Source organism: Rothia nasimurium (assembly GCF_014217215.1).
Taxonomy (GTDB): Bacteria; Actinomycetota; Actinomycetes; order Actinomycetales; family Micrococcaceae; genus Rothia; species Rothia avistercoris.
In genome coordinates, this window is the sequence record NZ_CP056081.1 from 17,797 (window position 1) to 40,262 (window position 22,466).

Sequence of the window (22,466 nt, forward strand, 5' to 3'; positions counted from 1 at the left end):
AGATAAAATATTATTTAAATATTTCTAATTCATTAGACTAGGGGGGGCAATGATTGATTTCAGTGTTTTCAATGGGCTTATACCTTACCACGCTTTCCGCAATTGTTATATAGCCCAAAAACGCAGCGTAGATATTTTAGAAACTGAATCTACCTACATGTTTTCGCGCAGGGCCCTTCAAGAAACTCTTCTTGAAATTTATAAGTTGAAAAAATTAGACCTTCCTCTGGTTGATGGCGTGCCCAGTACTGATAATTTTCACTTGATTAAAAATAAGGATTTTAAGGAACTTGTCCCAGAAAATATTATTGACTTAATGCATTTAATTCGCGCAAACGGAAATGTGGTAACACATGAGGTCAATGAAGACTACGTTAGAAGGCAGCCAGAAATAAGTTTAAATGAGTGCCTTGAATCTCTTTTTACTCTATGCCTCTGGGCTTCAGGAATATTTATAGGGGAAAAATTTGATAAATATTACCCTGAAGATTCATCGGATTCGAATACTAACGATTATTCAAAACCGATAGCTAAATCTACTAAAACTAGCCATCATTCTAAAAGAGAACCAAATAATTCTAGCAAAATTTACAAATCTCGAAATAAAAAGTATAATTCAGATGCGAGTCGAAAGATTGAGGAATACATATCAGCTGGTAACTACGTTAAGGCAGCTTCCCTATGTGATGCAGTGTCCAAGGATCCAAGTTCGAGGGCTGAAACCGCTGCTAAAGCAATCTGTACAAAGGGTTTTATCCAAGCCGATCATCTAAATAAACCCGATTTGGCTCTAAGCACTCTTGGACAGGTATTATCATGGAATAGAGCTAACATAGGGACAGTTGCAAAAGCACGCATGAAAAGATCTGAAATAGCTTCTTCATTGTTTCCTCACAATCTTGAGGTTGCTGAAGAAGAACTAGATACTTTGCTTTCTCTGATAAAAATTCACCCAGCTACTAAGGATAAGGCATCTAATAGTCTTGCGGACATTAGAGAAAAGTTTTCTCATACTGATTATATTAAAATCCGTTACGAACTCAGTGATAATTTTATTGAACTTATTTTCAACCCAGTTACTGATTTTTCAGATTCCTCTGATTCATCGACTTTTAGTATGTTTAATTATGCGTTGTCTGTTGAAAAAGACATCTCACATAGAATTTCTAGCACCCTCGCCCACTACGAAGAAATTTTAAGAGTTTCCAATGATTCTTTAATATCATTAAAAGCATATTATAAAGCAGGGTATTTATCCTACTTGGACAGCAATTTTTCCAATTCTTTGAACTACTTTAAAAAAATTATATCCCTTTACTCTAACAGCTCCAGTTATAGAACAGATATCTCTTCGTTGAGTATGTTGGGAGTCCAAGAAAAGATTAATCTCAAGATACTTATTGGGGCTCTCTATAATGCAGGTTCACTCTGTTTTAAAATGAATAAGCCGGAGGAATCGCTGGACTACTTTAAAAAAGTTGAGGCGTACTCAAATTTATTTCCTCAAATATCGTGCTATACATTTTATTATATTGCTCTAATTTACGATTTTCTAAATATGCCAAATGATGCTATTGCATACTACAAGAAATCATCATTTGACCCCTTTGTCACGAGTAATATAAAATCGAGTTCACTTTTCAGAAGTGGTGTCACACTGACGAATACCGGTAAAGAAAATAAAGCTCTACCTTTTTTCAAAAAAGCAATCCACATACCTGGTGCAAATCCTGACATCATTTCGCTCTCTCATATTAATATCGGGAATATTCAGTACGCTTTGGAGAATTACTCCGCAGCAGTCGATGCCTATGAGAAGGCAATAAATACAGTAGGTGGCCCTTCTAAAGCAATCATAGATGCACAAGAAAAAAAATCTTTATCACTTTTACGATTAGAACGTTTTAGCGAAGCAGTTGAATCCTACCAAAAATTAATCGACGCACCGGAGGCATCTCCTCTAGCTATTGCAGCCGCATATGCTAACCAGTGCGCAGCACTCATAGAATCAGGTCGCTTTGATGAGGCCTTAGAAGCAGCCGCTAAGGTCCTAGAGACACCCGGGCTACCCCCCACGACTGTCACCAACACACGTGCTAACCAGAGCTTAGCACTCGCAAATCTTGGTCGCTTTGATGAGGCCTTAGAAGCAGCCACCAAGGTCCTAGAGTCCCCAGAAGCATCTCCTACAGCTATCTTCAACACATACAATATACGGAGTTACGCACTCACAGGGCTAGGTCGCTTTGATGAGGCTTTAGAAGCAGTCACTAAGGTCCTAGAGACGCCCGGGCTACCTCCCAACATCATCGCATCCGCACATGTTTACCAGAGCAAAGCACTCATAGGACTTGGTCGCTGTGATGAGGCCTTAGAAGCAGCCACCAAAGCACTAGAAACACCAGAAGCAGGTTCTACGACCCTCGCCAACGCGCATGTTTCCCAGAGCACAGCACTCATAGGACTTGGTCGCTTTGATGAGGCTTTAGAAGCAGCCACTAAGGCCCTAGAGATACCCGGTCCACTTCCCACAATCATCGCATCCGCACATGTTTCCCAGAGCACAGCACTCATAGGACTTGATCGCTTTGATGAGGCTTCAGAAGCAGCCACTAAGGCCCTAGAGATACCCGGGCTACCTCCTGCAAATATCGCATTCGCATCTCTCTCGCGCAGCGCAACGCTCGCAATGCTAAATCGCTTTGATGAGGCTTCAGAAGCAGTCACTAAGGTCCTAGAGACGCCCGGGCTACCTCCCAACATCATCGCATCCGCACATGTTTACCAGAGCGCAACACTCTTAGATTTTGGTCGCTTTGATGAGGCCTTAGAAGCAGCCACCAAAGCACTAGAGACACCCGGGCTACCTCCTGCAGATATCGCACTCATATATCGCTTGCGCAGCCAAGCGCTCGAAGGACTAGGTCGCTTTGATGAGGCTTCAGAAGCAGCCGCCAAAGCACTAGAGACACCCTGAACAAGTCACATTTTAAGTCAGAGATTGAGTAGGGCTGGGCAGAATACTGGGTTGTTGGATGAGGTAATGGCTAAGTGTGGTGAGGGGTCTATTGGGTTAGGGCTTGCTGGGTTTGTGTCTCAGACTCGGTGGGAGATGCGGCGTGAGGCGTTGTCTCGTCGGGGCACTACGCATTGGGATGAGTTGGTGCCGGTTCGTGTTGGGTAACTCGAATGTCTCTATTAGTGTTATTGACTCTATTAGAGGTGTTTATGTCAGCTGCTCACCCTAAAGCCTTAAATAATTTGGTTCTCTGGTTGCCAAGAAAATAAGTGGGACAAAAGGGAGCTGCTTGTTTGGATACTATGGGAGCTATGAGCCGTCGTCGCAAAGTTTCAGCAGCTTCTTTCCCACCCGTTGCGGTAGCAGCGTTTCGGAAGGACTTGGTTGCTTATTATGAGCGGGCTCTTGCTGATATCAAGAGGGCTAGGGCTGAAGGGGTTTTGTCCGCTCTCATGGTTGGGTTGCCCGAAGATAGCGCGCAGAATGCCGAGAATGAAGTTCTTGGTGCTAAAAATGCTGAACTGTTTTGGGTGAGCGATGAGATTGCTCGGCAAGCTATGGACGCATCCCAGGACGTCCCTCATATCTCGCCGTTGGATGCCCCCGCGGTTTCTGGGATTCTTTTCTTCGAAAAACCGTTGCCACCGGTGCCCATGGATGTTGCCACTCGTAAGGTGTATCTTTCTCAGCTTCAATTGACGGCCGAAAAGGTGGGGTTAGATGCCCTTACCAATTTCACCAGTGAGGCATACGGGGTGATGTGGTCTCATATTGGTCGAGGTATGTTGGCGGTTCATGTTTTCGGGCTGCATGGTGCCAAGTCCAAAGTTCCTGGGGATATTGACCCCCGTATTCCTCTTGGATACTTCGATCTTCCTCTTGGGCGAATTACTGAGATAGGGGAGCTTACCCAATCGGAAGGACAACAGGCGTTTTTAGCTTTTCTGTCTGCTCTGTGGGTATTGATGAAGACACCGAGCGTTGCGCTGGTCTCCGAAGGTGATATTGCTACTGGTGCTACCATGCCCCGCCCACTACCTGTAGCACAGGCTGATGAGCCCCTTGGACCTTTCGCAGTGCCTGAGAAACGCCGTGTACAAGTTGTCGAGATGGTCCCTATGCGCCACAGCAACGAACGCGATGAGGATGAATCTCAAGGCGGCAAGCGAAACTATCGCAAAAGTGCTTATAAGTGGGTTGTTCGAGGACATTGGAGAAATCAGGCTGTCGGCAAGGACAGGAAAGGGCGGCAACTTACCTGGATCGCTTCGTACCTCAAAGGGAATCCTGATGGTCCACTAAAGACCAGTGAAAAGGTCTATAGCTGGAGACCCCCGAAGGGAGATCTTGCGAAAAGCAAGGTTAAGGGCAGCGTCTCATCAGGCCCCTAAACTCCACCTCAAGAGGTGAGATTACCCCTCTTCATCTGCACAAACACTTTCCCATAAATAACTCTATTAGAGGTATTGACTCTATTAGCGGCGTTGCTGGTATTATAGACATCAAGGGCTATGCCCCCATAAAACCTAAACCCACCAAACCACCACCCACCCTGAAGGGAGCTCACCCATGAGCGCTAAGATTTACACCCTCTTCAACCAGAAGGGGGGAGTAGGAAAAACCACTTCCACCTACTACATCGCCGACGCCGCAGCCGCCCGCGGCCTCAAAACCCTCATCGTAGACATCGACCCCCAGGGCAACCTCACCAAATCCACCGTCCTCGCACCCCTACCCGAAGACACCGCAGGACTAGCTGATGCCCTAACCACACGATCAGATATCACCGCAGAAGAAATCATCACCGCCACCATCTGGCCCACCGTAGAACTACTACCCACCCCATCCCGAGCCCTCAGCCTCGTCCGAGACGAACTACTCGTCAAAACCACAGGCCGCGAAACCGCCCTCAAAAAAGCACTCAAACCCCTGGCAGAAAACTACGACCTCATCCTCATCGACTGCCCACCCTCCATCGACACCCTCACCCTCAACGCCCTCGTAGCCTCCAACGGCGTCATCATCGTGACCCAAGCAGCCCTCTGGAGCGTCGACGGCATCGCAGAACTACTCCGCACCGTCCACGCCATCCAAGAGGACTACAACGAAGGCCTCGAAATCACCGGCATCCTCATCAACCTCTTCAACAAAACCACCAACAGCGCTCGCCAGTGGCGTTTAGATCTCGAAGAGGCTGCTAAGGCTCAGGGGATCAAACTTTTCTACCCGCCAGTTCCTCAGGCAGTTCGACTCAAGGAAATTGCCGAGGCCTCCACCAGCTTGCAAGCAACCCCTAACGACGAGCTTGCCCAAATTTATAACCACTACCTCGATACCCTGATGGGGGAGGAGAACTAACTATGGCACAGGCACAGCGCCCCGCACCTCGTAAATCTGTATTCTCAGCTAATGCCCACCCGCTCAAAGCCCCCACAGCTGGCACAGAAGGCGCCTTAGAACCTTCAAAGCAAGAAGCTGCTACTCCCAAGGCCAAGGGGGGTAAACAAGGCTCAGAGGCCACTGTAGCTACTCCAAAAACTAAGGCAACCTTCTACGCCGATCAAGCAACCCTAGAGCGATTCCGTGAAGCATTCATCCGAACCCAAGGGGATGAAGGTTATGGTTCTTTCTCTGACTTCATCATTCAAGCAGCACTAGAGAAGACCCAGCGCCTTGAGAAGAAGTACAACGAGGGTAAGCCTTACACCGGAATCAAACGTCTTTCAGCTGGCCGTCCCTTGAGCCACTAACTTTGCTCCAGTATGGCCGAAAAAATTTTTCGCGCCTACTTAACTTAAGTTCTTAACTTAAGACCATCTCAACCACAAGAAAACTCAAATCAACCTTTTAAACCGTGGGCACTGGAGCGAAGCGACAGCGCCCACGGGGCTAGGGGTCTGGGGCGGGCGCCCCAGCGGGGTGCGGGGCTGGCCCCGTTTTAGGAAGTACCTTAGGTAATACTTTGGGTAATACTTAAGGGGCAGCCCCAAAAACAGCCCCAAAAAACCATTTTCACTAGGCCAAATGCCTTAATTTTAAAAACACTTTGGTTCCTAAATGTCCCACTTTGGTTCCTAAATGTCCCACTTTGGTTCCTAAATGTCCCACTTTGGTTCCTAAATGTCCCAGCTGTGACAAGGGGAAATATAAAATCTGTCCATTCAAGTTTGAAAACAGCCCAAAACATGCGAAAGTTGGACAAAAGGGGCCCTGTGCTCCAGACCGCTCTAACTAGGCTTTAATGGATTAAAGAAAAGAGCCCCTAGCTGTTCCAGCAGCTAGAGGCTCAGCCCAATCCATCGAATCTACTCAGTTGACACCTGAACATGGAAAGGACTGCTATGACCAGTCTACAAGCAATTGATGGAGAAGCACACCACGTGTTCCTCCCCCAGGACCTCATCCGCTTCTCTCTGCCTTACCGGCCCACGGATTCTATTGAATGGGTTCGCACCAACGGCACCGAAGAATATGCCATCACTGCCGGGCGAATCCTAGACGCGGCGACAGGCCAAATGCGATCCCAACTCCCTAGCGGAAAAATCGCCCGCCAAATTCTCCTCTGGGCTTGCACACGAGCCAAAATCACCAGACGCAAAACCGTCAAGGTTCCCCCCACCCTCCGAGAATTCCTCCGCGAACTTAACATCCCCTGGAACCAAAGAAACGCCCGCGAAGTCTCCAACCAGCTCCAAGCACTTATCAACTGCACCCTGCAAATCACCACCACCGAAGACATCGAAGGTGAGCGCAAAGTCGAATACCGCCGACTGCTCATCGCACAAGAAGCAACCCTGTGGTTTGTAGACGGCGATGTAAGCAGTAAAAACCGCTCCGAAATTATCCTTTCCGAAGAGCTCTACCAGCAACTCAAAACAGCTGTGCCCATCGATAAAGACGCCTACGACGTCCTCCAAGAAAGCACCAAATCCCCTCTGGTGCTAGATATCTACCTCTGGCTCTGTTTGCGCCTCTACGGCCGCTCAAAACCCTCCCGCGTTACATGGAAGCAGCTCCATGAACAGTTTGGCTCACAGGCTGACCTAAAGAGGTTTAAAATCACCTTCCGAGAAGCGCTCACAAAAGCTAAGGAAGTCTACCCTCAAGCGCGTATTCTTGAATATAACGCGGACAGCCGTTCAGGGTTTCATGGGTTCCATCTCTACCCTTCACCAGATCCGCGCGGAAGACTCACAGCTAGCTAAGTACAGGACAAGGACGCGCTCACTGCCATGCCGCACACCGCCACTATCACTCGCTCACAATTTGAGTATTGGGCACAGGCGGCATTGCAAACAGCAAAGACTCCGAGCGTTCGTGCGCTAGCTAAAGTATCAGGAATTTCAAAATCCACTCTTTCTTATCAGCTCAATGCAGACTCAATCCCCGCAGCGAGCATCATCAAAATAAGTCGGGGTATAGGTAGTTCCCCCCTTCAGGACCTTGCTAGCTTCCCCGGCTATGAAAATCTTCTTATCTCAGATGTGTCCCCAAGTAGGCAAGAATTACTTGCTCTCATCTCCCCCCGCGATATTCTCCTTGAGACGGCGCGACGTCTTGGGGTGCGCTACACTCACTGGGATATTGATGACTTCAAAGCCGGAAAAGAGTACTGGGGGCCGTGGTTTAAAACAGCTGCACCTACTGCTACTTACTCAGCCCTCAGAGACCTTGTGGGAATCTCTGATACGCAGATTGCTAAGAACCATAAAGAAGCTAGCTGGAGCATCGAACATATGGCTCTGATGAGCCAAAAGTTTCACTTCAGTATTCAGCTAGCCCTGGCTGTATCTGGTAGTCTAAGTTTCCGTGAAGCAGGGCTATCCCCCAACATCAGACAAGATGCACTTGCCTCAGCTACTGATGAAGAACTGCAACACCGCAACGAATTACTCGCAACATCACTCGCGGAAAAAATGAATAAACCGACCGAGAGCGAGCCCAAACATGTCGTTCTGGACTTACTGGGGTAGCTTCAGACCTATCGAAGCTGTTGTTATCTCAGTGATGTTGCTACTTGCGCTTAGTGCAGTAGAACGCAGTCGCACATCACGAACAAATAAATATCTACTAACTGCTAACTGGAGTGTAGTTATTGCGCTCTTCCTATCGCTCAAGCCCATCTACGAGATGGCAGATCCGTTGATAGGTGGGCACAACTTCACCAATCTTCTTCAGCGAGCGCTAGTTGCCTATGCGGGTTTTGCAGTTACCTACTCTCTGGCTCAGATGACGCGGAAGATCTTCAAGGAGGAAGAACGTCCTCTTTGCATGAGCCGTGTGTGGCTGGTGTTGTCGCTAGTTGGTATTGCTGCATCTTTTGTTGCGATGGGGGCCGCGGAGTCTACGAGCCGTGGGTTGGCTGGCTATAGCGGGCATTACATCGCCTTCACTCTTTATCAGTGCTCTACTCTCATAGGTCTTCTGGCTGGATCTCATTATCTTGTTCCCCGTTTGTGGCGAATTGCTGGAGATAGTGATGATGCGAAGTTGAAGATGGAGTTGAGGATTTTTGTAGCTAGCTATCTAAGTGCTGCTATGGCAGCTTTGTTATTCGTGCTTAGTCCTGTTTCTCCGGTTGTCGTTGGCTTCCGAGAGTTTTTCATCTACCTGACTTTTGCCTCATTGGCTTTTGGCTTCATGCTGATTAATCGTGAGCGGAGAAGCCTTAGCGCAAAGTCAGGTAGGTTGCAGCGAGCATGAGGCCGAAGATGCTTCCTGTGATGAGTTCTAGGATGCTGTGGCGTTTGAGGTAGTGGCGCGAGTAGAGCGTTGCGGCCCAGATGCTAAGTCCTGCTGCATAGCCTATTGCTGGTAGGGGAGTGTAGAGGGGGAATACAAGAGCGAAGAGTGTGGCCATGAGTGCGTGAATGCTGACCTTGAGTTTGAGGTTTACGAGCATCACGATGATTAAGGTGGCGATGGCTAGATTCAGAGCTAGGGGTACTTCGTAGCTTGTATCGACGAAGTTCAGTGAGATGGCCCCGGTGAGAAGTGAGAGCAGCGTGCCCGCGTAGAAGGGGGTGCGCTGCTTTCGTATTTGGATGTAGCGGTCGGTGGTGCGGCCAGTTCGGTGCATCCAGATGGATAGGGCTAGGGGTATGCCGACGATGAAGGTGAGTGAAATTGCTACTGGTGTACCCCAGGTGGGGTCTGTGGTGATGGCGATGAGGGTGATGAGTAGTCCGGAGAGGACGAAGGGGGAGAAGAGCTCGGAGATGGCGGTGTTTAGCCTAGTCAGGTGCAAATGTACCCCAATTTGTCCAAAAAGGTTTATAAATACGTTTTTCTGGCATATACTGGACATATCCAGTTGACCACTAGGGTCTGTTCCAGCAGAGCCAGTACCTACATTTCTAGCACCTTCGTGTCCCTAGAGTCATCTTTTAAACCACAAATGACCTAGTAAGACCATGAAGGGGTACATCAGATGAGAAACCGCATCACCTCCGCACTCATCCTCCTAACACTCGGCGTACCCCTCACAGCGTGCAGCAACCACTCAACAAACCTGGACACCCCAGCTAGCGCCCTGCCCAAGGTCAGCATCGACGCCCAAGGAGCAAAATGGGCCCCGGAACCTGAACAAGAATTCCGCCACGCTCAATGCGACCTAACCGCCACCACGAACCCGCAGTACCCCGGCGAATACGCACTCTCCGTCCCCGGCACCGACTTCTACAGCCCACTAGAAACCCGCTACGAGCTGACCTTTCCCGATGCTCCAGCTGGAATGTGGTGGGAACAATCCGCCCCCATCGGCTCAACCGGCTACGGGCCAGCCATCACCGCCGGGCACATCGACTACGCCCCCGGAGTCCTCACCCCAGAAGGCGGTGAACTCTCCCCCTGGGGCACCCTCCACACCATCGATGAATGCACCCACCTTTTCGCCACCGACGCCAACGGGACAACCAGCGAATACGTCATCACCGACAAATACACCATCAACCAAGAAGACATCGCCATCACCGGCATCTTCGACCCTGCCCATCCTTCCAACCTCATCCTGATCACCTGCTCAGGCCGCACCCTCGAAGACGTTGGAGCAGCCAACCAATTCAACTACCAATACAACCTCATCCTCGAAGCCACCCTCATCCCCACCACCGCCTAAGACCATGATCCCCACCTACACCGCCACCCAAACCACCACCGGTTGGACACTCAACGACGGCACCCACCTAGCCGACACCGCAGCCAGCCCCCGCCACATCATCGCCACCGTCCACGCCCACGCCGTCACCTCAGGGGAAACCTTCCCCGTACGCCTCAATATCCACCCCAACGGCAAGCAGCCCATCGCCCTCAAACTCAACCACAACATGACCACCTCCCTCATCACAGATGAGACCACCACCCCCGTCAAGGACGCTGATACCACCTCAGCAACCCACACCGAAGACAAGCAGCCCCAGAACACCGACCCCAAGGAACCCAAAAAGTGCCTCCCCCTCTACCTGGCCGCTGCAACTCTCGCAGGCATCGCCCTAGCTGCCACCATCACCGCCTTTACCCTGAACCACGAGACCAACACCAACAACGCAGCTGCCCCCAACAGCACCCCGGCCGAAGAAACCATCCTCTACACCATCCCCGCCGATGAGCAGATCATCACCCTCACCGGCACTACCCTCTACACAGCAGAGGAAACCACTCTCAAAACCACCGACATCACCACCGGAAACAGCCACAGCACCCAAACCACCATCGACCCCGCCAAAACCCGCACCCTCACCACAGCAAACATCACCGCCATCGACGGGGGAGAAGGAACAGTCCTACTCATCGACAACACCCAAGAACCCCGCACCCTCACCGGCACCCTCAACGCCCGCGGCACCGCCCCCATCATCATCAACGGCACCCACTACACCACCGCCACCACCGAAGGAACCACCCCCGAAAACGCCTCAATTTTGGCAGCCACCGACACCAACGTCCTCATCGTCAAAGCACCGGCAACCATCGAATACACCAACGACGGCCGCAGCATCGCCATCCAAGGCCCCACCGACACCGCCCACATCACCGCATGGATCGCAGGAAACGACACCCGCGCCATCTCCACCTGGCAAGACGGCGAACAACACTGGCTCGTACTCACCGACACCACCGGCGACGGAACCAACCTCCTCACCCACCAAATCCCCACCTCCGACTACGTGAAATTCACCAAAGGAAACATCACCCTCGGAGATAACCAAGCCCTCATCAACGACCAACTCCAACCCATCTGCCCCGCCGGCAAATGGATCGGAACCGAACGCTGGTGCTCCACACCCGAAGGAACCTGGACCTACCAAAACACCACCCTCACCACCGAACCCCAAGCCACCACCAACACCCACATCATCACCAACAACGAAGTAAAGGAACGCTAATGGCACACCCCAACCGCCTCATCATCCCCGCCACCATCACCGCCCTCGCCCTGGCCAACACCACCGCAGCCTTCGCCACCGACACCGAAGACACCCCGACCACCATCACCGCCTCTGACCAGTACGAAACCACCCCCGGCGATACCACCGAAGAACCCATCACCCCCATCGACGAAACCCCCGAACCTGAAGAACCCATCGTCCCTGTACCCATTGAACCTGAACCCACCCCCGAACCCGAACCGACCGAACCGGTCATCCCCCTACCCGACAACCCCGTTGACCCTATTGATCCGGTAGAACCTGAAGAACCCATCGTCCCTGTCCCCGTTGAACCTGAACCCACTCCCGAACCGGAGCCCACTGAACCGGCCCCTACCCCCGAGCCTCAGCCCACTGAGCCCCTTCCTGCTCCTACCGAACCCGCCCCCATTCTTGAACAGCCAGTAGAACCCGCCCCTGCTCCCGAGCAGCCCGTCGCACCCATCACCCAGGAACCCACCACTAACGAAGCTCCCATCACCAATGCCGAGACGCCCGCAACCGAAGTCCAGGCCATAACCCCCGCCTCCACAACAGAAACCACCAACCCCACCACCGAACCCCCAACCCGCGAACGCACCCGCACCGAAGACATCCGCTTCCACACCGGAAACGCCGGCTACATCCAAGCTGCCAACACCTCAGATAACCAGGCAGCACCGTTCAATGGCCTGTTCTCTCAGGCCACAGGCTGGCTGGTAGCGGCGCTCGCTGTCGTCGCTGGGGGAGGGGCTTATTGCCTCAAGAAGACCGGCAAAGCTCTCAATAAGAAATAAGACCGATAAACCATAGTTGAAAGGAGGGAGTCTAGTGTCTGAGAAGCATGAGGATAACCAGCTCCCTGAAGAGCTCCAAGACTGGATTATCACTGAGCAAATCTTTAAGGAAAGTGGCCTTGAGCTTGATCAGGAGACCATTGAGCACAATGATTTCTTGCGGAATCTCAACGCTGTAGGCTCCTTCCTAGCTAGCATCTCTGGGCCCACCGTTCAGTTCGCCCAAATCAATGACGGTCAGATTCTGCTGGCCTTTGATGAAGTAGAGCCGGTGGACCTGGGCTCTCCCTTCTTCCCTGTGGACGATGAGGGGCAACTCTGGGCGCTGCACCATCAGGACGTCGATGATTTAGAGAGCTATGCTCTGGAGTCTCCGCAGATTAGCGCCTTGACGGCTTACGGGTATAACCACGCCGATAAAATGATGCTCTTTAACCTGCAAGAGCAGCGGATCTTGAGCATTAATGCTGCTCCCGAATTTGCTCAGGCGATGGTGCGCGGGCTGGCTGTTGAGCATGCAATGGAGCCGTGGAATGCTACGCGAACTATCTACCTTGTAGGGTTTGAAGATTTTGGGAAGGCTCTGAAATATAACCTGGCCTCCTATCACAGCAACATTGTTCTCGTTGATGCTCTGACGGACCTGGAGCATAACGGGCAGACCTTGGAGAACTCCACCATCTTTAGCATTGGGCAGGATGCTGGCACGGTCTCTGAATTCGTGCGCACTACAACCTCCTTCGCCCTGGGGATTGTTGCAGATGTTCCTATTGGTGGTGGCTTCATCTACTACCAGGAATCAGATGACCGCGGGGCCTTAGAACCGGGGGATGTGACGATCTTTCCCTTCTTGATGTCTCGTGAGTCTGAGGACTACCAAATTGTAGAAGAGAACTACCATAAGCATCTTTCTGAAGCAGTCGATGCCCCGGCAGCGGTCGCTTCCGTTGAGCCCCAGGCTGTAGAGAACCTTGATGAGGGGCTACCGGTCGAAGAGGTCGAAGGCGCTGTCACTAGTGAAAACGTGAACTCCTTAGATGAGGAATTTAGGTTTACGGACGAAGATTTCCAAAAGCTACTTGAGCCCTCTGCTCTACCAGTAGCAGAGGAAGAAGAACCGGAACCTGAACCTGTCGCCCTGGCTCCTGAGCCGCAGGAGACAGAGACAGCCCCGCCGGTAGCTGCCCCCACCGCCTACCTCAAGCTCATGGGCCCTGCCCCCGAACTCATCGGAGAGACCGGCAGCATAGGAGGATTTCCCGCCGAAGTCATCGCCTACACCTACCTCCAGCAGCACTTTGGCGATACTGCCCCCACCTTCTCTGATCTATGCACCCGCCTGTGGGCAGCTGCCCCCACCGGTAGCAACAAATCAAAATTCTCAGCTCGTCGTAAAAGAGCCAAAGAGAAGCTGCACGACCTCATCCCCACCGCCGAATTCATCACCGAACGCGACGGCTGGCACCTTATCAACCTGGTGACTGACATCGACCACATCCCTGCCATCGAGCCCCAGGCCCCCTTGACACAAACCCCCTGGGCAGAGCCCTACTTACCGGCTCTGAACCAAAAAATCTCAGAAGCCACCCACCTCGATTCATAGACCCGAAAGAGCTAGGCCATGAAGTTCCCCAAACTCACCAAGGCCCCCCACACCGGGACGAAGCCACCCAAAAAACCAAAGAAGACCAAGACCCCTGACACCATCGCCGGCAACGGCACCATCGAACAAGCCCACGCCTCAACCATCGGCCGCTACGGCATCTGGGCCATCGTCCTAGGCATCGGGTTTACCTCAGTACTCGGAACCACCATGGGCGCCGCAGCCCTACTGAATAACCCCACCGCCTCCGTTTCCCAAGAACTCAAAAACCAACAAGACCAGGACGTACTCGCCAACCAGGCAGCGGCCTATGCCCAGGGATACCTCACCGCCTACCTAAGCGCCTCTAAAGAGAACTACCAAGATTTGGCGGCCTACATCGGCCAGGACGCCGCCCAAAACGCAACCTTCAAAGTCACCACCGGCATCGACTACCGCAACCCCGTCATCGCCTCCGTGGAAAAAACCAACTACGGCTACTACTCCACCAAGATCCAAATCGAAACCAGGCACACCGAACAGATCGAAGAGAACGGAGAAACCCGAGAGAAAACCACCTGGGAAACCCACTGGTACAAGGTCGTCACCTCCACCAACGAAGACGGCACCCACAGCCCCATTGGGTACCCCGCAGCAACCAACGCCCCAACCACCAACACCCAACGCACCACCTACCCCTACTCCGTCGCCAACCCTGATGTCACCTCAGCCGTTGGAGACTTCGGCAAGGCCTACCTCACCGAAACCGGTGACATCAACCGCTACATCTCACCGGACGCCGCCATTGCTGCCCTGAGCCCAGCGCCCTACCAAAGCGCAGCACTGACATCGGTAACAGCCTTGACCAACATGGACGGGCCAGTACCAGCAGACGGTACCACCGCCTACGTTCTGGCCGAATTTGAAGTCACTGACCAGGCCACGAACACCCGCCGTCAAACGTACCCCCTAGAACTTACCTCCCGCGGCGGACGATGGGAGATCTCAACCATCGAACGCTCGCCCCATACCTTCTAACCCACAACACCCTCTAACGGAGAAACACCATGAACACCCTCAACCTCACCGCAGCAGCCTCCGGCACCTCCATCCAGGCAGCAGGCTTCTTCGACTGGGCCAACAACATCCTCAGCAACACCCAGGCCCTCCTTGGCGCACTGCTCATCGTCGTTGGCCTACTAGTCTTCATCATCACTGCATGGCAAACCAAAACCATCCCCGGCATCATCGGCGGGCTCGTAGCAGGAGCCATCATCGCCGGTGCAGGCACCATCATCGTTGCCCTCTCAGGCGTCTTCTCCCAGACCGTCCAGGAAGGAAACACCACCGCGGCCCCCGACACCATCTACAGCCAGCAGCACACCACCGGAAACGACCTGGCCTAAACCATGAGCACAGAACCAACTCCAGGCCGCGTAATCCAGGTAGGGAAGTTCTACACCGCAGCGCGTAAATTCAAACAGCTCATCGGACAACTACCCGATGGATCCACCATCCCCGGCGGACCCTACACCCTCACCCAGTTCGTCCCCACGCTCATCCTCATCATCCCCTACGCGCTCAAAGTCAGAATCTTTGGGTGGAGCTCAATGACAGCGGCCATCCTTGAGACAGCAGCCGTCCTAGCACTATGCGCCATCTCCATCTTCGTCCTCGGACAGCTGCCCCCCACCCGAAGATCTCTCTTCCACCTCATCACCACCACCCCCGCCCTCCTCATCTCAAACCGCAACGGCTACTGGCAGGGCAAACCCATCAAACTCCCCAAAGCCCAGACTCACGAAACCAGCCCAGAGCCGACCATAGAACCTGAAACCACCACCATCCAAACCACCACCGCCACGAAAACAACCCCCCGCCCCGCCAGCGGCTTCACCCGTTTTCAAAACTCCCTCAAATAGGAGCAACTACTACCATGAGCCAGAAAGACCAGCGCCAGCCCATCCAGTGGGTCAACGGAAACATCTTCGTCAACCGCAAAGGCATCCCCTATGCCATCTGGCGACTCACCGGACTGTCTTACGGTATGAGCCCCCACGCCCACAAACAAGCCGTCCACGCCATCCACCGCGACCTCTTCCAAAGCATCACCGGCGAATACAAAATCCTCGGCCTCACCTCCTCAACCTCCAGCGCAGAAATCGTTGGAAGAATGCTCGAAGGTGTCGACGAACCCACCGAACACCTCATGAACGAAGTGCGCCTCATCCACCAAGAACTCTCCGCACTACCTCCAGGGGCCCGCTCCTTCTTCCTCATCACCCCCCTCACCTCCAAAAACCCCAAAGAATACTTCAACCGCATCACCTGGGCCGGCGACAACGACATGCGCGAAGCCCTCGGACTGCCCCTCAACCCACCCAGCACCACCATGCACACAGAATGGGCACTTAGAGCAGCCACCATCCAAGGCCGCATCCCCAGCGCCTTCAAACCCCGCCCCGTAGGACTAGCCGCCCTCACCTGGATCTCCGTCAAACTCTCCACCCGCGGCGCAGCATGGGTAGAAACCCCCTACTTCGACGAACCCGCAGCCAACGGCTGGATCCACGCCAAAGGACTCATCGAACCTCTCACCGACCCCATGGCAAAATCAGACATCACCGACTCCCAAACCCTGCGCAACGCATGGAAAATGGCAAAACGCCGCTACATCAAAGTAACCCCCCAAAACGGCGACTACGAACCCTCCTACCAATCCTTCACCGCCATCGCAGCCCCACCCCAAGCCGGCTACCAATTCCCCGGATCCGAATTCATCAACATCGCCTCCGAACTACCCACCGAAATCGACTTCTGCCTCCTCATCAAATCAATCCCCGCAGAAAAAGCCATCGCCAAAAACCGCAAAGCAGAACGCGAACTCATCGACCAATACACCCAACGCTCTACCAAAACCGGAACCATCACCGGCGGAACAAACGCCGAAATCGACAAATCAGCTGAAGCCCTCAAGGAATACCAAGCCAAACTCAAAGCAGACGAACGCGAAGTCGAAATCGTCGCAACCTGCATCTTCAGCGCCTCAGCCCCCACCCCCGAAGAAGCACTCACCCACATCAAAGACCTCGAATCCATCTACAAAACCAGCGAATGGATCCTCGACTCAGCCGCCGTCGAACAAAAAGACTTCTTCTGGGACTTCTTCCCCGGCACCACCCCCTCACCCACCTCCTCCCAATACGCCCAACTCACCGTAGGCGACAACTTCGCCATGGGCGTTCCCATCTGCGAAGACACCCTCGGAATGCGCAACGGCTTCCGCATCGCCACCAACATCACCACCGGCCGCTTCCAACCGGTCTACATCAGCCTCTCCGCGCTCGCAGAAGCAGACCTCTCAGGCTCCTTCGCCTGTATCGGAGAACTCGGCTCCGGCAAATCCGTAGCCATGAAAACCATCGCCTCAAGCATGGTAGACCGCGGAGCCCAGCTCGTTATCGTCGACCATTCGGCCAACCACGAATGGGCAGCCCTGGCAAAGGACCTAACCCGCGCCAACATCATCGACTTCAACGAAGCAAGCGTCTCAGTAGATCCCTTCAAGCTCTTTGCCCACGACAAAAAGCAAATCCGCTACATGGTCACAACCTTCCTCACCTCTCTGCTATCCCTTAACATCACCGATGCCCGCGGCCGCCTCCTCTCATCCATCTTCAAAGCATTCGAAGAAGGACGTATCGCCCTCCACAGCCTCAACGACCTCAAAAACCACCTCATGAGCGACGCCATCGATGAAGAACGCCGCGAAACCGCCCGCGAAATCGGAGAAACCATCGAAATCTTCTCCGAAGTCACCATCGGAGCCCCCTTCTTCGACCCCACCCTGCCAGCAGCAGACCTCACCTACGACGCCACCGTCTTCGCCACCCACGGCATGGACCTCCCCACCCGTGAAGACCTCAGCAGCGAAATCGCCCAAAAACAACTCAGCATCGAAAAACGCGTCGGCCGAGCAACCTACGCCTACCTCGCAGCCCTCGGCCGCCTTATCGGCTACCAAGACGACTCCCGCGACGTCCTCTTCCTCATCGATGAGGCCTACCACATGACCTCATCGCCCGAAGGACACCGCGAAATCCTCACCGGCATCAAAACCGGCCGCAAACACAAATTCCACGTCGGCATCGGAACCCACTCCGCCGAAGAAATCGGAGACCAAAACCTCCGCTCACTCATCACCCTCCGATTCGTATTCCGCACCCGAGACGAAGACCTCGCCCGCACCAACCTCACCTGGCTCGACAAAAACTACGCCAGCACAGAACACATCGAAACCCTCACCACCGACACCGCCCCCATCGACGAAGCAACCGACAAAGTACCCACAGAACGCCGCGGCGAATGCTTCTTCAAAGACCACCGCGGCAAAGTCGGCAAAGTCAAAATCGAAATCCCACTCGACCCAGACCGCCGCAAAACCGTCCTCACCTCACCCCCCAACCGCACCACCCTGTTGAAAGCAGCCTAAAGCCATGAGCCCCACACTCACCCCAACAGACGACCTCACCTTGCGCATCTGGACCTGGCTAAACTGGCACCCCAAAACCAAAACCCTCCTAGCCATCACCGTCCTCTGCACACTCTGCACCTTCATCAACATAGAAACCGCCCGCGCAGAAGACGGCCAAACCATCAACACCCTCTACCTACCCCTTGGCCACATCACCGACAGCCACGGAGTACCCATCTCCGCATACACCCAACTACCCCTAGACAACGGCAACCTCACCCACCCCATGCGCTCAGCCCGAGCCTTCCTCTTCAACACCCTCTGGATGATCTACGCACTCGCAAGCCTCATCATGATCGCCACCGTAGACTTCATCCTCGGCCTCACCTGGCTCGACTGGATCCTCTCACCTCTCGTCCTCCTCGCCAACAGCGTCCAGCTAGCCACCGCCCAACTCATCATCATCCCCACCGCCCTCACCCTCTCAGCAGTCGCCGGAGCCTTCCTCTGGCTCCGCGGCCACAAAACCACCGCCCTCATCGAAGTATTCATCGCCCTCATCATCTCCGCCTTCGCCCTCTCACCAGCAGCCAACCCCATCACCTACTTCCAAGGCGATAACGGCGCCATCCAACAAAGCGCCCAATACGGCACCGAACTAGGCCAAACAATCCTCTCTGAAGAAGACACCACCTCACCCATCTCCGCCTCCATCATCGACATCACCCTCCGCACCCCCTCCCACATCATCTCCTTCGGCAAACAACTTGATGGACAATGCGAAACCACCTTCAACGAAATGGCCACCGCAGGAGATGAACCCGAAGACATCCGCAAAGCCATCAACTCCTGCGATGAGCTAGCCAAAGCCAACAACGAAACAGACAACTTCCTAGCCCTTGCCTTCTTCCTCGTCTTCTTCATCGGCTTCCTCGGCCTCTGGGCCATCGTCGCCGTCCTACTCATCTTCATCCTCAAAGACGCCTTCCTCGCCGCAGGCAACGCCATCAACGTCATCTGGAGAGCACCCCTAGCCATCATGCCCTGGGGAACCCGCTACGGCCTCTACAATTCCTTCACCCAAATGTGGGTCAACACCATCACCGTCGGCCTCTACATCACCCTCACCGCCATCTACCTCTGGCTCTACGCCCGATTCACAGAACTCACCGGCGGCACCTTCATGATCTACCAAAACTTCATCCTCGGCGTCCTCGCCCTCCTCATGGCCTACACCCTCATCAAGATGAAGAAAAACGGAAAAAACCTCGGCCAACAACTCAGCCAACGACTCGCAAAACTTGGAGTCACCCGCGACCCCGGCCCCCGCCAACCCTCCAAACTCGCCACCGGAATCAAAACAGTCGCCAAAACAGCCGGCGGCCTCTACGCCGTCAACCGCGGATTCACCCGCACCGGCACCACCACCAAACTCGCACGCGTAGGAGCAGCAGCCGTCACCGGCGGAACCTCAGCAGCAGCCACAGCTGCCGCAACCACCCTCGGCACGGCCTTCGCCCAAAACATGAGCAACGCTGCCAACACCCAACGCCTCGACGCAAACCGCGCTCGCGCAGCCCTCCAGCCGGCATACCGCAACGGCGACGGGGCAATCCCCATGCCCGCAACCCACGAAACAAACACCCCGGCCGCAGGAACCATCGATACACCCCAAACAAAACCCTCATCCAAGGACATCGAACCCGTATCCCACCCCACCCCACCTGCCAACCCAACACCTGCTGCCCCCACCCCGCGCCCTGGCCCCCAAAGCACCATGAAACCTGGTCGATACGGCAACGTCCGCCTCGACTACCAAGGCAAACCCCACACCATCAACAAACCAGTTGAAGGGGACATCGTCGATATCCCAGACTCCAAACTCCGCACCCTCAAACTACTCAACAGCTACGACGCCTCATCCACCCGAACACAACACAACCGCTTCAGTCGCAACTAAACACACCCGAGAAAGGACAACACATGAAACGCACAACCATCATCCTCACCGTCGCTGCTCTCACCTTGCTCGGAATCGCGACCGGACTACTCATCTGGAAAACCACCCAGCCAGACACCCCACAAACACAAGCACCAACCACCACCCCTGCTACGCATAACCCGGCCATCCCCACAGCTGCACCAACCACCACCGACAACGGAATCAGCATCGCCTACCCCGACGCAGACCAAGCCCCCGAACGCCCCACCACAACCCCCAGCTACCCCACCCAAGAAATCACCCAACCCACCCCCACCCAAAACCTTGACCGCACCAACCCCGAAGCCACCGCCACAGAAGTTCTCACCCTCTACACCTCCCGCACTTCAAACACCGACACCACCTACCAAGACCAAATAAACTCCCTCATCACCGAAGACCTCGCCCAAGAAATCTACGCAGTACCCCTCCCAGCCTTCACCAACTCATACCCCATCGCAGTCCAAGACGTCACCATCGGAGAAAACATCAAAGAATGGGGCACCGACACCCCCGCCCGCTACTCCCACTACGCCACCACCACCGTCGCCACCGCCACCCACGGCAACTACCAACTGCACTACCGCATCGCCGCCATCAACACCCCCAACGGCTGGACCATCACCGACCTCAGCCTCGACTCATGGAACATCACCCATGGATAACAACAACCGCACCACCAAAAACCGCTGGATCCTCGCAACCGCGCTCGCTGCCATCACACTCATCGCCATCACCCTCCTAGTATCGCCCCTCGGCCTCATCCTCCTCTTCAGCAACAACTCCAACCCCACCCTCCAAAACAACAACAGCTGCTACAACACCCAAACCATCGGCAACACCAGCACAGACGGCCTCACCACCCAACCAACCCTCGGCCCCAACGGCTACAGCGAAGAACAACTCAACAACGCACGCATCATCGACCAAACCGCAGCAGACCTCGGACTACCCGGCAGCGCCTCCGTCATCGCCATCACCGCAGCCTTCGGAGAATCCACCCTCTACAACCTCGGCTACGGCGACGAAATCCACGGCGTCACCAACTCAGACGGAACCCTAACCACCTCCAAAGGCCTCTTCCAACAACAAACCTCCATGGGCTGGGGCACCGTAGAACAAGTCACCAACCCCACCTACGCCACCACCTCCTTCCTCCTCGGCCCCAAACACAACGGCACCGGCGGCCTCGTCTCCATCCAAGGATGGGAAACCATGGAACGCACCAACGCCATCCACGCCGTCCAACGCAACGCAGACCCCCTCCACTACACCCGCAGCTACGCCAACGCCGACGAAATCATCCAAATCCTCGACATCGACACCAACCGCTCCGCCAACGAAGAAAAACAAGCCACATGGAAAAACGCAGACTTCACCCCCACCACAACCTCTGAAACCACCACCATCAACTGCGGCCCCAACACCGATGGTGAAACCACCACCGTCGCCGGCAAAGAAGCCCGCAACACCTACCCCTGGGGAGAATACGGCGACAACCTCGGCATCGTCACACCCCCCAACTCCTGGGCCGTAGACCCCATGAACTTCTACTACGGAGAGTGCACCTCCTTCGTCTCATGGAAACTCAACGAAGCCCTCGGAGGAACCAAAGACAACATCATCTTTAACAACAGCTACGGAAAAACCGGCATCCGCAAAGGCAACGGCTACGAATGGAAAACCGCATGGGAAGCCGAAGGCTGGAAAATCTCAGATAAACCCGTCCCCGGAGCCGTCGCATGGTGGGGAGCTAACGGAGCAGAAGGCATTGGATCTGCCGGTCACGTCGCCTACGTCGCAGACGTCACCGAAGACGGCAAAGCAATCATCGAAGAATACAACAACGCCTACTACGCCCCACCGGGCCACCGCTACAACGTCCGCCCCCAACCAGTAGACCCCACAGAAGTCAACGCCTTCCTCTACCCACCCCCCAAACTCACCACCACCTAAACCCAAACCCTCACCAAACCCCACCCCAAAAGGACCACCCACCATGACCAAACCACCCCGCAAAACCAAAGGAACAACCACCCTCACCCTCACCATCACCGGACTCACCCTCATCACCACCGGCTACCAACTCACCACCTACAAACCCACCTGGACCATCACCCTCACCACCCTCACAGCCATCACCGCGCTCGCGGTCCTGATTCCCCTCAAGATTAGGAGCAACACCCGCTACCGACTGCTGCCCTACAC

At 54.2% G+C, this 22,466-nt stretch carries 21 protein-coding genes; 20 read left to right on the forward strand and 1 reads right to left on the reverse strand.

Annotated features, from left to right (window positions below; genetic code table 11):
* Positions 1–49 precede the first annotated feature (49 nt).
* From HWU94_RS11145 to HWU94_RS11180, 8 genes are all read left to right on the forward strand, one after another.
* Positions 50–2,977 carry a tetratricopeptide repeat protein gene (locus HWU94_RS11145; RefSeq protein ID WP_185174895.1) on the forward strand — a complete coding sequence of 976 codons (2,928 nt, stop codon included), beginning with the start codon at positions 50–52 and terminating at the stop codon, positions 2,975–2,977.
* Between the two features lie 66 nt (positions 2,978–3,043).
* On the forward strand, positions 3,044–3,184 hold the full coding sequence (locus tag HWU94_RS11800; protein ID WP_409348809.1) for a DUF4113 domain-containing protein: 141 nt from the start codon (positions 3,044–3,046) through the stop codon (positions 3,182–3,184).
* A gap of 146 nt (positions 3,185–3,330) precedes the next feature.
* Positions 3,331–4,410 carry a hypothetical protein gene (locus HWU94_RS11155; protein WP_185174897.1) on the forward strand — a complete coding sequence of 360 codons (1,080 nt, stop codon included), beginning with the start codon at positions 3,331–3,333 and terminating at the stop codon, positions 4,408–4,410.
* A 178-nt stretch (positions 4,411–4,588) separates the two neighbouring features.
* Positions 4,589–5,377 carry a ParA family protein gene (locus HWU94_RS11160; RefSeq protein ID WP_185174898.1) on the forward strand — a complete coding sequence of 263 codons (789 nt, stop codon included), beginning with the start codon at positions 4,589–4,591 and terminating at the stop codon, positions 5,375–5,377.
* A 2-nt stretch (positions 5,378–5,379) separates the two neighbouring features.
* Positions 5,380–5,769, forward strand: a complete 390-nt coding sequence (locus tag HWU94_RS11165) for a ParB family protein (protein ID WP_185174899.1) — start codon at positions 5,380–5,382, stop codon at positions 5,767–5,769.
* Positions 5,770–6,360: 591 nt separating this feature from the next.
* Positions 6,361–7,224, forward strand: a complete 864-nt coding sequence (locus HWU94_RS11170; protein ID WP_185174900.1) for a replication protein RepA — start codon at positions 6,361–6,363, stop codon at positions 7,222–7,224.
* A gap of 27 nt (positions 7,225–7,251) precedes the next feature.
* The gene (locus tag HWU94_RS11175) at positions 7,252–7,992 is read left to right on the forward strand and encodes a hypothetical protein (protein ID WP_185174901.1); all 741 of its coding nucleotides are present in this window, start codon (positions 7,252–7,254) and stop codon (positions 7,990–7,992) included.
* Positions 7,967–8,722: a hypothetical protein gene (locus tag HWU94_RS11180; protein WP_185174902.1), complete on the forward strand. Its 756-nt coding sequence runs from the start codon at positions 7,967–7,969 to the stop codon at positions 8,720–8,722. Before HWU94_RS11175 ends, HWU94_RS11180 begins: the two co-directional genes overlap by 26 nt.
* On the opposite strand, the gene HWU94_RS11185 is transcribed toward HWU94_RS11180, so the two are convergent.
* Positions 8,688–9,266, reverse strand: a complete 579-nt coding sequence (locus HWU94_RS11185) for a hypothetical protein (RefSeq protein ID WP_185174903.1) — start codon at positions 9,264–9,266, stop codon at positions 8,688–8,690. The two genes, HWU94_RS11180 and HWU94_RS11185, sit on opposite strands and share 35 nt — an antisense overlap.
* 183 nt (positions 9,267–9,449) lie before the next feature.
* Between HWU94_RS11185 and HWU94_RS11190 the strand changes: the two genes are divergently transcribed.
* From HWU94_RS11190 to HWU94_RS11245, 12 genes are all read left to right on the forward strand, one after another.
* Positions 9,450–10,136, forward strand: coding sequence for a class F sortase (locus tag HWU94_RS11190; protein WP_185174904.1), 687 nt, complete (start codon positions 9,450–9,452; stop codon positions 10,134–10,136).
* Between the two features lie 4 nt (positions 10,137–10,140).
* The gene (locus tag HWU94_RS11195; RefSeq protein ID WP_185174905.1) at positions 10,141–11,403 is read left to right on the forward strand and encodes a hypothetical protein; all 1,263 of its coding nucleotides are present in this window, start codon (positions 10,141–10,143) and stop codon (positions 11,401–11,403) included.
* Entirely contained in the window at positions 11,403–12,221 is an 819-nt protein-coding gene (locus HWU94_RS11200) for a hypothetical protein (protein WP_185174915.1), read from the forward strand. Before HWU94_RS11195 ends, HWU94_RS11200 begins: the two co-directional genes overlap by 1 nt.
* A 34-nt stretch (positions 12,222–12,255) precedes the next feature.
* Positions 12,256–13,824 (forward strand): hypothetical protein, encoded by a 1,569-nt coding sequence (locus HWU94_RS11205; protein WP_185174906.1) that lies wholly within the window; start codon positions 12,256–12,258, stop codon positions 13,822–13,824.
* Positions 13,825–13,842: 18 nt separating this feature from the next.
* Positions 13,843–14,841 (forward strand): conjugal transfer protein, encoded by a 999-nt coding sequence (locus HWU94_RS11210; protein ID WP_185174907.1) that lies wholly within the window; start codon positions 13,843–13,845, stop codon positions 14,839–14,841.
* A gap of 29 nt (positions 14,842–14,870) precedes the next feature.
* Positions 14,871–15,209: a hypothetical protein gene (locus HWU94_RS11215; RefSeq protein ID WP_185174908.1), complete on the forward strand. Its 339-nt coding sequence runs from the start codon at positions 14,871–14,873 to the stop codon at positions 15,207–15,209.
* A gap of 3 nt (positions 15,210–15,212) precedes the next feature.
* On the forward strand, positions 15,213–15,725 hold the full coding sequence (locus HWU94_RS11220; RefSeq protein ID WP_185174909.1) for a hypothetical protein: 513 nt from the start codon (positions 15,213–15,215) through the stop codon (positions 15,723–15,725).
* A gap of 14 nt (positions 15,726–15,739) precedes the next feature.
* A complete protein-coding gene (locus HWU94_RS11225) occupies positions 15,740–18,295 on the forward strand; it encodes an ATP-binding protein (protein ID WP_185174910.1) in 2,556 nt (851 codons plus the stop codon).
* Positions 18,296–18,299: 4 nt separating this feature from the next.
* Positions 18,300–20,237 (forward strand): hypothetical protein, encoded by a 1,938-nt coding sequence (locus HWU94_RS11230; RefSeq protein WP_185174911.1) that lies wholly within the window; start codon positions 18,300–18,302, stop codon positions 20,235–20,237.
* 23 nt (positions 20,238–20,260) lie between these two features.
* Positions 20,261–20,923, forward strand: coding sequence for a hypothetical protein (locus tag HWU94_RS11235; protein WP_185174912.1), 663 nt, complete (start codon positions 20,261–20,263; stop codon positions 20,921–20,923).
* Positions 20,916–22,214, forward strand: coding sequence for a CHAP domain-containing protein (locus tag HWU94_RS11240; RefSeq protein ID WP_185174913.1), 1,299 nt, complete (start codon positions 20,916–20,918; stop codon positions 22,212–22,214). Before HWU94_RS11235 ends, HWU94_RS11240 begins: the two co-directional genes overlap by 8 nt.
* A gap of 43 nt (positions 22,215–22,257) precedes the next feature.
* A partial coding sequence (locus HWU94_RS11245; protein WP_185174914.1) for a hypothetical protein occupies positions 22,258–22,466 on the forward strand: 209 nt, incomplete at its 3' end.